Origin of the sequence: Algoriphagus terrigena DSM 22685 (genome assembly GCF_000429445.1) — a bacterium.
Lineage (GTDB): Bacteria > Bacteroidota > Bacteroidia > Cytophagales > Cyclobacteriaceae > Algoriphagus > Algoriphagus terrigena.
Window position 1 is genome coordinate 128227 of sequence record NZ_AUBW01000017.1, and the last position, 12546, is coordinate 140772.

A 12546-nucleotide genomic window follows, 5' to 3' on the forward strand; every position below is an offset into this window, starting at 1 on the left:
CTTTCCCATCCAAATCTCCCAAAACACTCCCCATGTCTGAGGTCAAAATATTCGCAGGCACCAACAGTCTCCATCTGGCAGAAAAAATTGCCAAAAATTACGGCAAAAAACTAGGTGATCTGACCATGTCCAAATTCAGTGACGGAGAAATGTCACCGAGCTTCGACGAGTCAATCCGCGGTTGTACCGTATTCATCATCCAGAGCACCAACCCTCCGAGCGACAATATCTTGGAGCTTTGCCTGATGATAGATGCAGCTAAGCGTGCCAGTGCTTACAAGGTTTGCGCTGTCATCCCCTACTTTGGCTATGCACGCCAGGATCGGAAAGACCGTCCTAGAGTTTCTATCGCAGCCAAGTTGATAGCCAACATGCTGACCTCGGCCGGGGCGGATCGGATCATGGCTTGCGACTTGCATGCCGGACAGATTCAGGGTTTTTTCGATATCCCTTTGGATCACTTGAATGGATCTGCTATCTTTGCACCCTATTTGAGCACGCTGAGGCTTCCGGACATGATTTTCGCCGCCCCCGATGTTGGAGGTGTGGCAAGAGCCAGATCGTTTGCCAAGCACTTTGAAGTAGAAATGGTCGTCTGTGACAAGCACAGAAAAAGAGCCAACGAGATCGCATCGATGCAGGTGATCGGAGATGTAGAGGGAAAAGATGTAATTCTAGTCGATGATTTGGTGGATACCGCAGGGACACTTTGCAAAGCCGCTCAGATCATCCGCGAAAAAGGAGCCACTTCGGTCAGAGCCATCGTCACACACGGGGTACTTTCGGGAAAAGCTTACGAAAACATTGAAAACTCAGTTTTGGAAGAATTGGTCATCACAGACACCATTACTCCCAAACAACACTCTTCAAAAATCAGAGTACTGACAGTGGCTGATCTGTTTGCGAAAGCAATCCATGCGGTGACTGGCAATACATCGATCAGTTCTCTCTTTATCTAAAGAAACCAATTTAAAATACAAATACTTATGAAAACACTAGAGATTATAGGGTTTAAAAGAGCAAATCTCGACAGTGCTGCTTTGAACGAAATCAGAGATTCAGGCAATGTTCCCTGCGTGGTTTACGGACCTGGTATCCCTGAGCAAGTTCACTTCTACTCTCCGGCAATCCTTTTCCGTGATTTGATATACACTCCTGAAGTTCACTTGGTTGAGCTGAACATTGAAGGCACGATCATTAAAGCTGTATTGAAGGAATCTCAATACCACCCGGTAAGTGAGACCTTGCTTCACGCAGATTTCATGGCTTACACTGAAGACAAAGCGATCAAATTCGAAATCCCTGTGAAGATCGAAGGTAGCTCACCTGGTATCGCAAAAGGTGGTAAGCTGGAATTCAAAACCAGAAAATTGAAAGTAAAAGGTCTGGCAGGAAATCTTCCTGACTTTGTCTCTGTTGACATTTCTACCTTGGATCTGGGTAAATCTTTCAAAGTCGGCGAATTGAACGTCGAAGGCTTCGAAATCCTTACATCTCCAAACGTTTCTGTTGTGACTGTTGGTATTCCAAGAGCACTTAGAGGCAAGAAGGGAGAGTAATCCAAATCTTACTGATTTTACAAATCCTGCTCCTAACCGGGCAGGATTTTTTTATTTTCGAAGCTCTGAAATCTTGCGCTCATGAAATGCCCATGATCCTGTAACTGCGGAATCACACGCGGAAATGATTGTTAGGGCATTCGCCGAATCAAGTTTAGGACGGGCCATTTGGCCACTGGAAAAAATCTAATCATATGAAATACCTAATCGTGGGATTGGGCAATATCGGCCCGGAATACGAACTCACAAGACATAATATAGGCTTTCTGACCATTGACCGACTTGCCGACAAGGAAGGTGCCAGCTGGAAAAGCGACCGCCTTGCTTTCAAGACCGAGGTGAAATACAAAGGCCGAACCCTCCACCTCATCAAACCGACCACCTACATGAATCTCAGTGGAAAAGCGGTCAACTACTGGATGAAGGAACTGGGAATCTCAAAAGAAAACATCCTGGTGCTGGTGGATGATGTCGCCATTCCATTTGCCAAGCTCCGGATGCGTGTAAAGGGCAGTGCGGCCGGACATAACGGGCTGAAAAACATCGAAGACCTCACAGGAGGGCAGGACTACTCCAGACTTCGGATGGGAATCGGAGACGATTTCCCAAAAGGAAGACAGGTCGACTTCGTATTGGGGAGATTCACCCAGCGGGAGTTTGATGAGTTACCGATGATCATGGACAAGGCAATTGAGATGATTCTTAGCTTTTGCACCATCGGCATTGCCCAGACGATGACACAATTCAACGACTGATTTGAAGGGATATTTGGAAATGCGCAAATCTCCCTTTTTATTTGCAGCACTTCAGGAGACTGATTTATAAAGAAGAGGCGAGAGAATAGGCTCGATGACCCTCTGGCAACCATCCCTGCCACGGAGAAAGGTGCCAAATCCTACCCTCAGCGGGAACTATAAATTGGCGTAAATACTACTGCCTCAATTCTGGTTCGAATACTGCCTCTGGGAAAATTCTTTTTCAATCCTGGACCATCTAGTTATTCAAACCTACCAGAAGATGTCCCATAACGAAACTGATTCGATACGAATCCAAACCCGCTCCGACCAGCGGGAACATTCCTCTCCCATCTACCTCACCTCCAGCTTTACTTTCGAGTCAGCTGAGCAGGCCAGAGCCATGTTTGCAGACGAAATCCCCGGAAACATCTACTCCCGGTACGCCAATCCCAACTCCTCAGACCTGATCGAAAAAGTCTGCGCAGCCGAAGGCACAGAGGACGGCATCGCGACTGCCTCGGGGATGGCCGCCATGTTTGGAAGCATCGCCTCTCTGCTTCAGCAGGGAGACCATATATTGGCAGCCCGATCGCTGTTTGGATCCACGCATCAGCTCTTGACCCGGGTATTTCCAAAATGGGGGATCACATCCACCTACGGCGATATCTCGGACTATCTAAACTGGGAACAATTGGTACAACCCAATACCAAAATGCTGTTCATCGAAACTCCTTCCAATCCCGGACTGGAGATCATCGATCTGGAATGGGCTGGAAATTTTGCCAAAGCTCATAACCTCATCCTGGTGGTGGACAATTGTTTTGCGACCTCCTATTTGCAGCAGCCTGCAAAATGGGGAGCGCATCTGGTGACTCATAGCGCCACAAAATATATCGATGGCCAGGGTCGCGTCATCGGAGGTCTGATCCTTGGAACGAAAGAACTGATCAAAGAAGTACAGTTTTTCACGCGTCATACCGGCCCATCGCTTTCGCCTTTTAACGCCTGGATTTTGACAAAAAGTCTGGAAACTTTGGCCGTCAGGATGGATCGTCACTGCGACAACGCACTAAAAGTCGCGGGCTATTTCGAGGGCAATTCCGAGATCGAAACGGTGCGATACCCGTATCTCAAGTCGCATCCGCAGCACGACCTCGCCCTGAAGCAGATGAAAGCCGGCGGAGGCATCATTACCTTGACTTTGAAAGGCGGGGGAGCCAGAGCCCAACGGTTTATCGATCAGCTTCGGATGGTCTCCATCACACCAAATCTGGGAGATACCCGAAGCATCATCACGCACCCCGCGTCAACTACCCACAGTAAACTGTCGCCGGAAGAGCGGGCGCAAGTCGGTATTTCTGATGGCTTGGTGAGATTGTCTGTGGGGCTGGAGCATGTCGACGATATCATCAAAGATGTCGAACAAGCGATAGAAAAATCCAAGTAATCGCGCCTAAAAAGTCAGAACATATGCAAGAAGAGCTCGGAAAATTCCGAGCTCTTCTTGTTTTTACCACGTTGTATGCTTGAGTTTGGGGAAAGCTCGGATCAGGTCACTGAGGCTGATCTGTCCAACCAGCTGTCCGTCTTTTAGTACCGGAAAACGTCGGATCTTGTGTTCAAGAAACTTTTGAGCAGCATCAAAAAGCGACATGTCCGGCGAAATGGTGATCACGTCAGTACTCATATACTCGCTGACTTTGGCAGGAAACCTCACGGTATTCGTATATTTTCCCTTTATAATCTCCGCCAGACAATCAGTCTCGGAGATGATTCCCACCAGACCGCCAGCCTCGTCGAGCACCGGTCCTCCCGAAATCTTCCGCTTGTTGAGAATCTCCAACACTTGATCGATCGAGTCCTCGGGCCTGAAAGTGACCAGACTGGTACTCATGTGGTCTTTGACCAAAATCTGCTGGATCGGGGCCTTTGGCTCCATCACCCTGACCCCTTGAAAACTTTTTACCATAGCTCATCAGTTAAACAATATGAATAAGATACTGATTTCTAAGGAAAAGAGAAATTTTAGAACGGAAATTAAATTACTCCTATATTTTTATTTCGGTGAAGAGCAGGTACACCAAATTATCTCAATTTATTCCTCAGCACAATAAATGGACTCCAGGTCTGTGTGGGCGCCGCATAGAGCTGGTCAAAGGCGAAAGTTCCAACGAGGATATCGTCATCCCCATCCAGATCCAGATCTCCTTTCGAGATCATGAGCCAATGAAAATCGGGAGACTTTGCTAAGACAAACGGCTCAAAATCACCTTTGGAAGCTTGCCGGAAGTAGATGAGATTTTGTTTGGGAGCCTGATTTTTGTCGGGGAAAAACGAGATCGCTACTAGATCGGTCTTTCCATCTTGATCAAAATCGCCGGCTTCCAGTCCGCTCGCGCCATGCATGGGATAAAACCAGCTTTCCTCAAATCCCCCTGATCCGTCGTTTTCAAAGATTCGAACTCCATGAAAGTTTTTCAGAACCTGCGAAAGATCGGCGTTGTCGCCATTGACCAAGATCAAATCAGGAATTCCGTCACCCGTCATATCCTCGTACCTGAAGTCACTGGATCCAAAAGCGGGCTGAAATGCAAGCAGCGTTCGTTCCCGGAATTGTCCCTTACCCTGATTTTCGAAGAGCAAGATCGCTTCTCTCGCCTGAGTCATCAATGCTAGGATGTCCATATCCCCGTCCTGATCAAAATCCACCGCGATCGAACGTCTAGCTCCGGGATCTTTCTTCAGAATCTTCTCCTTAAAACCGGCAGAATCGGACAGGTAAAGACTCAATCTCCCCACATGATTTCCAAAATCACTGATCAAATGTTCTTCCTTCCCATCTCCGTTCCAGTCGGCAAATTCGACGTGAACAGGGCGGGATAGTTTTTCCTGGATGGGAATGGTACTCCAGGTTTCACCCGTTTTCGAATAGCTTTGAATCACTCCGAGCGAATCATTGGCCGGATCCATCAACCCCATCGACAGGAGTTTGAAGGAATCGTCTTCACCCCACTTTAGCTCCACAGGCGCCACCGGCGTCGGTATGGAGTCCAATTGCTTAAAGCCATTTTTGGAATCCAAGATATAAAGTGCGCGAAAGCGATGGCCCAGCCAAAGATCTCCCGTCGGTGGATGGACCTTGAGCATCGTGGTCAGGTCAGCTCTCACCATAGGAAATTCGGGAACCTCCAGTTCAAACCCCGGGATTCCTTGTTTTGGAGTTTGCTTATCAGCTTGGGGAAGCGGTTGCTCAGGGGCATTTTCGAGATAGTAGGCAAGAAGCTTGGCCCAGTTTTCCCGTGAGATCAATTCTGTCTTGGAATAGATTCCATCGGGCACACCTTTGTCTTCCGGCAGTGGTTGACCAAAATCCTCCTCCAAATAAAGCCCCATTCGCTTGCGCATATCGGGAAGCACTGAGGTCTCCCAAGTATATCTGTCCAGGGCGTCGGGCTCCGGCTTGAGGTGACAGGCCGCGCAATATCCATTGGCAAGCTGCTCGCCTGAGAGATCGAGGTCTGACTGAGATAATTGGTACAAGCTGGGAGGTGGCTGCTTTCGCTCAGAAATTTGCCCACAACTCCACAAGCCAAAAACTAGAGAACCTACTAAATACTTCCGCATCCCAATCTCACAAAACAGCTTTAAATTCATTAACTACGGCAGGATCAACTCCGAACCTGCTTGAAAAATCAAGCGGCATTCCTGAAAATGAAAGTCCGGCATTGATATATTGATTGGGCGAAGGCTTGGCCAGCTTGCAGGATGCATGGACTTCTTTCAGCAGACCGCTCTGCTTCAGGATGGGTACATGCTCCGCTTTCGTCCCGCCGCCTGGCATGATGATGATCCGGTCTTTGGCTTTTTGGAGCAAATCCTGGATCACCGGCAGCCCTTCGGTAAGCGAATTTTTCCCGCCGGAAGTCAAGATCCTTGCAAATCCGAGGCGAATGATTTTTTCTAAAGAATCATCCAAGTCCGCCGATGCATCAAAGGCGCGGTGAAACGTGCAAGGCTTACTTCCCGCAGCCCGAAGCAAAAGCTCGCAAGCTGACTGGTTTACTTTTCCATGTTCATCCAAAATCCCGAACACAAAGCCATCCGCGCCGAGCTCGCCCAGCAGCTGAATATCCTGCTTCATCACGATCAGTTCTTTTTGGGAAAAAACAAAATCTCCACCCCGTGGACGAATCATCACAAAAACGGGTATATCGACTTCGCTTTTTAGAAAGCGAAGCATACCGGCGCTGGGAGTCTCTCCCCCTTCGGGAAAATTCGCACACAATTCTAGCCGATCAATTCCAAACTGAGCTGCTTCAAGGGCTCCCTGCAAATTGAAAACGGGAGCTTCCAACAAAACTTTGCTCATGGCTTAAAATGGCTGTTTGAGTCGATCAACAAATTTCCTGAAGCCGTTGCTTTCGCAAAATTGAACCCGGGGTGAACGGCATAAGCTCCGGTTTCGCCATACTTGTTGATAGCGAGAAAACCAGCCTGAATATCTTTGATGTTTTTGCTTTTGGTGACCAGCCTCCTGACCGCTTCCTCGCAGGCTTCCTGCGGAGTCCTCCCCTGACGCATCAATTCCACGATCAAAAAGCTGCCGCAAATCCGAATTATTGTTTCTCCCAGTCCTGTGGCGGTTGCCGCTCCGACTTCATCGTCCACATACAATCCCGCTCCGATGATCGGACTATCACCGACCCGGCCGTGCATCTTGTAGGCCAAGCCGCTGGTGGTACAGCTCCCCGCCAACTTCCCATTGGCGTCGATCCCGATCATCCCGATGGTATCGTGATTTTCAATATTGATGATGGGTTTGTATTCGCTTTTCTCTTTCCACTTATCGTATTCCTTCTGGGCATTTGGGCTGAGTACTTCTTTCTCCAAGGGAAAACCCTGCTCAATCGCAAATTGTCTGGCGCCCTCGCCGACGATCATCACGTGCGGTGTTTTCTCCATCACCGCCCTCGCCAAGCTAATCGGATGTTTGATCTGACGGACAAAAGCCACCGAACCGCAAGCGCCGTCTCCAGTCATAATAGAAGCGTCCAACGTAGTGATTCCCTCCCGATCAGGCAGTCCTTGAAGTCCTACGGAAAGGTTCGTCAGGTCAAGCTCTGTGTTTCTCACGCCAGCCTCTACCGCGTCCAAGATATTGCCTGTCTCGTTGAGTTTTGCCCAAGCATCCGCGTTGGCGGGAACTCCATGATTCCACGTGGATAAAATCACCGGCTTCTCACCCGCAACTGATCTTTGCGCAGCTGAGGAAGTGTAGGCAGATGCGACACCCGGTAAAAAAATGGCTGATCCCACCAGGGATTGCTTGATAAACTTTCTTCTTTGAGACATGAAACGTATTTTAGAAATGGCTTTCAAATTATGAATTTGGCCCTAAAAATCGCTTACTTCTTCCTAAATCCAACAAACAAATCCATGAGACCCTATATTCTTAAAGAAGCAAACTGGAAAGACCTGAAAACCTTCCGATACGACTTGGCCATTCTGCCATGGGGAGCGACGGAAGCGCACAACTACCACATGCCCTATGGCACTGACGTATTTGAGGCGGATGGGATTGCTGCGGAAGGCGCCAGAAAAGCTTGGGAAAAAGGATCGAAAGTTGTGGTGTTGCCCTGCATTCCTTTTGGAGTCAACACGGGGCAGAGCGATATCTATCTGGATATCAATCTAAATCCAAGCACCCAGCTGATCATCCTAGGGGACATTATTGAAGTCTTAAATCGGCAGGGTTTGAAGAAATTGTTGATCCTCAACAGCCACGGCGGCAACAACTTCCAGCCAATGCTGCGTGAACTGGGATTGAAGTATCCTGAAATGATGCTCTTCACCTGTAACTGGTTTCAAGCCCTGGACAAAAGCAAGTACTTTGACGAAGCCGGAGACCATGCGGACGAAATGGAAACTTCTCTGATTCAATTCCTGCATCCGGAGTTGGTCTTGCCGCTGGACGAAGCCGGAGACGGCTCCGAAAAGAAATCGACGATCCGCGGTATCCGCGAGCGTTGGGCGTGGATGGAGCGAAAGTGGTCTCAAGTCAGTGAAGACACGGGAATTGGCAATCCAAAAAAAGCCTCCCCTGAAAAAGGGAGGCTATATTTTGAAGATGTGACTGACAAAGTCTCCGAGCTGATCCAGGATATCTGTGCCGCTAAGCCAGACGAGCTCTACCGCTGATCAGTTCCTTGTAAATATCTCGACTGGAACCATCTCACCTTGGTAATTGATCATCACCGCCGACTTTGCCCCGGCTGGAAAAGTGATCTCCCTGGAGGACTGTGAGCCAAAGCCAGATCCAAAGCCAAGGTCATATCGCTGCATCTTTCCACTCTCCAGCTCCAAGATCACAGCCATGGCTTCTTGACCGAATGAAAGTGTTTTTGCCTCCTTGTTTCCCGCCTTGAAGGCTAAAAGCTTGCCTCTGTTTTGCGAAGCAAAATATATCGGTGAGCCTTGGCTAGAGCTGAGCTTCACCAATGCTTTGGCATCACCCGGCACCACGAAACCACTTTCAGTCGGCTTGGAAGATTTAAAATCCCCCTTGCCGTCGCCCAACAAAAGGGCGCCAACAGAAGCATCAAGTCTACCGATGAAAATCTCATTTCCGTAGTCATTCCCCACCAGAAGAATGTCGAAAAAGCCATCCCCATTCACATCATCAGCTACGATCCCATTGGTTGGCGCGATTTGACTCATCAGCGGCAATTCATGGACCTTGAACTTGCCAGCGCCCAAGTTCTCCACCCATACCGAGCGATCGTAATTGCCGGTGAGTATGAGGACATTATTTTTTTCGTCCTCCGTGAAAAAGGACTCCTCAGTGCTTACCGCGTAATACTTGTAGCGTTCAAATTTCCTTCGAAACATCGGGCTTTGTCCGTTTAGATCATCCCAAAAATGACTCGGGAAGGAATTGAACACGCCTCCTTGCTTGTCTCTGTAGTACGCGAAAGTGACAGGATCCATGCTGCCATTGTTGTCAAAGTCCTTTGCGTAGATTTTTACCGGTCTCTGCGCCGTCGGCTGGTGTGGGTTGTTTGCTCCCAAGTTCCCGACGACAAAATCCGAATCGCCATCTTGGTCAAAATCAGCCGTGGTAATGGAGTTCCACCAGCCGAGGTGATTTTCTAATCCGGTGTCCTGAAGCTTCTCAAATTTGCCTCCCTGATTGATAAAAACCGTGATGGCCATCAACTCGCCGACCACGATCAAGTCTATCTTACGATCGCCATTGACATCGGTCCAGACTGCATCGGTCACCATTCCCACTTCGCGTAGGCCCGGCGCAACCTGATCCGTCACGTCCGTCATTTGTCCGTTTTCATTTCTCAGGAGAAAGCTCTTTTCGGGAAGAGGAAATTTCCCGATCGGAGATCTGCCGCCGACAAAAAGATCCATGAATCCGTCTCCGTCGAAGTCCGCGCCGCGCACTACGCTTCCGTTGGCTTTTACGGAAGAAAAGTTTTGATCCAGGCTAAAGTTTCCTTTGCCGTCGTTGAGATAGATGCGGTCCTGATGCTCCGCCGCTTCTGGCAAGAACTCATAGCTCCCACCGACCAAATACAGGTCAAGATCTCCGTCATTTTCCAGGTCTACCAGCAAAACGCCTGTTTCCTCAAAAGCCGTATTGGAGCCGGGCAGCAGCTCCCTTTGAACGAATCGGCCGTCTTCCTGCTGCGCATACCAAAGGGGCGAAAATCCGGACGAAGATCCGATGACCAAGTCTTCCAGGCCGTTTCCATCCAAATCTCCCACGGCCAGAGCCGGCCCAAACTGAGACAACTTATGCGGAAGCGTTCGTTGGATGTTATAGTCGATTTTATCTTCTTCCTGATGGACAAAAGTAATTCCCAATTCGTCCGACACCTCAGAAAGCAGCCTTGGTCCTCCGCCCAGATCGACGACGGCTACCGAGTCTTGGCCTACAGCCGCAGAAGCATAGTCGACCACCAATACTTGGTTTGAGGCGACGTCTTGCATTACCGTTTTCTTCCCATCCGGCCACATGACCATCAATTCGGCCACGGATGTCAGGGAATCCAATCCAAAATGGAGCACATCTTCAACCGAAGACATATAACCTCTCGCCACCTGCATTTCCTCATAGAGCAGCCTCTCCGAGGTTGGTTTTACCAAGACTTTGGTCCCCAAACCCTGTGGATTCTTAGCCGGCCCCTTCAACTTCACCCGAAGATAGTTCGGTGCTTTCGCTGCCTCGTTCAGCAGGTTCTCAAATACAAAAGCGGGGTCATTGATATTGTTCACGACATAGTCCAAGTCTCCATCCAGATCCAGATCCACCAAAGCGGCCCCGTTGGAAAACGAAGGGACATTCAATCCCCAAGTCGCGCCGCTGTCCTCAAATCCGAGATTCCCGGTATTGCGATAAGAGTAATTGGGGATTTTCACAATCGGAATGGAGTCCAAAAGTTGACGTACCGAGGCGATGTTTCCCACATCAGCACGGTAGTTGGCAAAATCCTTGTCCGTAATGTCCCGTGGAAAACCATTGGTGATCAACAAATCGCGCAAGCCGTCGTTGTCTACGTCCCCAAATAGCGGCGCCCAGCTCCAATCGGTCTGATATACGCCGGCCATCAGCCCAATCTCGGAAAAAGGAATCCCGGGGCCGTTGTTTACATGGAGCATATTGCGGACATATTGATAGTCATACCCGAAGGTCTCGTTGTTCAGATAAGTTTGGTAGACGTTTTTCCCGATGGTGGTCTTCTTACGAAAATTACCCTCCCCCAACATGTCAATAGTAATCAAGTCGGGTTGTGCGTCGTTGTTGAAATCCGCGATATCCGCCCCCATCGAAAACTGGCTTTGATGCCTCAGGTTCTCCTTGGTTTTATTTGAAAAAGTACCGTCTTGATTGTTGATGTAAAGGATATCATTGGTGATGTAGTCATTGCTGACATGGATATCCGGCCAGCCGTCGTTATTCATATCCGACACGACCAAGCCAAGACCAAACCCCTCGAAGACTATTCCAGCCTCGATAGTGACATTGGTAAAGGTGCCATCTCCGTTGTTTCTGTAAAAACTATCGTTATTGACTGCGGTACCATCTGCAACTTTTGACCGGAAATTGGTTGGTTTTACTGTCAGTTGTTCGTTGTTGAGGACATACAAGTCCAAGTCTCCATCCAAGTCATAATCCAAGAAGGCAGCACCCATACTGTTGCCAGCGTCGGCAATACCATAGTCTGCAGCCATCTCTTTGAAGGAAACATTGCCGGCGGCATCTTTTCCCTGATTTACAAAAAGCAGGTTATTCCGCTCGTTCGGGCCTTTCTTCATCGCGGTGGCGACGTAGATATCCGGCCATCCGTCGAGGTTGACGTCCACAATTGCGCTTCCTGTACACCATCTGTCAGCCGCCGATATCCCGGCACCTTGGGAGATGTCTCTGAATTTGAATTTCCCCTCATTGAGATAAAGGCGGTTGGACACCTGGTTTCCTGTGAAAAACAAGTCTGGGAGGCCATTTTGGTCGAAGTCTGCCACAGCAACTCCGCCGCCGTTGAAGATGTATTCGTCCGTCAGGATATTGAAGGAGTCCGATTCGATTATCTCGTTGTTGAAGTCAATTCCGGTTTCACCGGGAGCTCTCAGCGCGTATAGCGCGGTGTCTTTTTTACAGGCAGTGAAAAGAACAGTAATACCAAAGGCAATCGTGGTGATAGAATACTTCATGGGGTAATTTCGGGTAAGGATAGGAACGGTCAAATTAGCATTTTCCCGTCTGTAGAAAAAAATGACTGGTTGTAAAAAACAAAAAAAGAGGAGGCGATTGCCTCCTCTTTCAATTTTAATCAAGATCAGATTAGAAACCTGGATTCTGAATCAGAATATCCGGATTTGCCAAATCAATCCAATCATTAGAATAGGAACACATTTTTACTAAAGAGCCGGGAGGAATTCTAAATCAAAAACCGAGCAAGGAGTCCTTGCCCGGTTAGTAGATTCAAATCAGACTACTTCACTGCCTGCAGCAGCTTCTCCTCCAGTCGGCTTTCATCGACGGTGAGTTGGCAGATGCTAATCAGGATGGTGCCTGCTGTTACTGCATGGCCAGCATAGGCCAAGAGGATTTCAGGTACTTCTCCCGGTGCGGTCAGCATTGCCGTGCCGACGGCGGCGATCAGGAGACCTGCCTTCTTCAGCAACTGGAAGAAAGGAGGAGTTGGGGCGAGAGCCCGGTGTTTTATTTCTTCTATTGT

Annotated in this window: 11 protein-coding genes and 1 riboswitch; of the genes, 5 read left to right on the plus strand and 6 right to left on the minus strand. The window is 48.8% G+C overall.

Annotated features, from left to right (window positions below; all coding sequences use genetic code 11):
* Positions 1–32: 32 nt before the first annotated feature.
* The 4 genes from G459_RS0116110 to G459_RS0116125 all read left to right on the plus strand — a co-directional run bounded on the left by G459_RS0116110 (position 33) and on the right by G459_RS0116125 (position 3743).
* Positions 33–959, plus strand: a complete 927-nt coding sequence (locus G459_RS0116110; protein ID WP_026968562.1) for a ribose-phosphate pyrophosphokinase — start codon at positions 33–35, stop codon at positions 957–959.
* A 27-nt stretch (positions 960–986) separates the two neighbouring features.
* Complete coding sequence (locus tag G459_RS0116115) at positions 987–1559, plus strand: 50S ribosomal protein L25/general stress protein Ctc (RefSeq protein ID WP_026968563.1); 573 nt, start codon at positions 987–989, stop codon at positions 1557–1559.
* A gap of 194 nt (positions 1560–1753) precedes the next feature.
* Positions 1754–2314 (plus strand): aminoacyl-tRNA hydrolase, encoded by a 561-nt coding sequence (gene pth, locus G459_RS0116120; protein WP_026968564.1) that lies wholly within the window; start codon positions 1754–1756, stop codon positions 2312–2314.
* A 61-nt stretch (positions 2315–2375) separates the two neighbouring features.
* A riboswitch (SAM riboswitch) is annotated at positions 2376–2479 on the plus strand.
* A gap of 97 nt (positions 2480–2576) precedes the next feature.
* Positions 2577–3743, plus strand: a complete 1167-nt coding sequence (locus G459_RS0116125) for a trans-sulfuration enzyme family protein (RefSeq protein WP_026968565.1) — start codon at positions 2577–2579, stop codon at positions 3741–3743.
* 63 nt (positions 3744–3806) lie between these two features.
* Here G459_RS0116125 and G459_RS0116130 read toward each other — a convergent pair whose 3' ends face one another.
* The 4 genes from G459_RS0116130 to G459_RS0116145 all read right to left on the minus strand — a co-directional run bounded on the left by G459_RS0116130 (position 3807) and on the right by G459_RS0116145 (position 7648).
* Positions 3807–4265 carry a CBS domain-containing protein gene (locus tag G459_RS0116130; protein ID WP_026968566.1) on the minus strand — a complete coding sequence of 153 codons (459 nt, stop codon included), beginning with the start codon at positions 4263–4265 and terminating at the stop codon, positions 3807–3809.
* Between the two features lie 116 nt (positions 4266–4381).
* Positions 4382–5836, minus strand: a complete 1455-nt coding sequence (locus G459_RS0116135; RefSeq protein WP_169725043.1) for an FG-GAP repeat domain-containing protein — start codon at positions 5834–5836, stop codon at positions 4382–4384.
* Positions 5837–5927: 91 nt separating this feature from the next.
* Entirely contained in the window at positions 5928–6665 is a 738-nt protein-coding gene (locus G459_RS0116140; RefSeq protein ID WP_026968568.1) for a copper homeostasis protein CutC, read from the minus strand.
* Entirely contained in the window at positions 6662–7648 is a 987-nt protein-coding gene (locus G459_RS0116145; RefSeq protein WP_026968569.1) for an isoaspartyl peptidase/L-asparaginase family protein, read from the minus strand. The genes G459_RS0116140 and G459_RS0116145 overlap by 4 nt, the downstream gene beginning before the upstream one ends.
* Positions 7649–7732: 84 nt before the next feature.
* On the opposite strand from G459_RS0116145, the gene G459_RS0116150 reads away from it, so the two are divergent.
* Positions 7733–8494 (plus strand): creatininase family protein, encoded by a 762-nt coding sequence (locus G459_RS0116150; RefSeq protein WP_026968570.1) that lies wholly within the window; start codon positions 7733–7735, stop codon positions 8492–8494.
* On the opposite strand, the gene G459_RS0116155 is transcribed toward G459_RS0116150, so the two are convergent.
* Together G459_RS0116155 and G459_RS30180 are read right to left on the minus strand one after the other, a co-directional pair.
* Complete coding sequence (locus G459_RS0116155; protein WP_026968571.1) at positions 8495–12019, minus strand: VCBS repeat-containing protein; 3525 nt, start codon at positions 12017–12019, stop codon at positions 8495–8497.
* 281 nt (positions 12020–12300) lie between these two features.
* On the minus strand, positions 12301–12546 hold a 246-nt coding region (locus G459_RS30180; RefSeq protein WP_084454544.1), incomplete at its 5' end, for a hypothetical protein.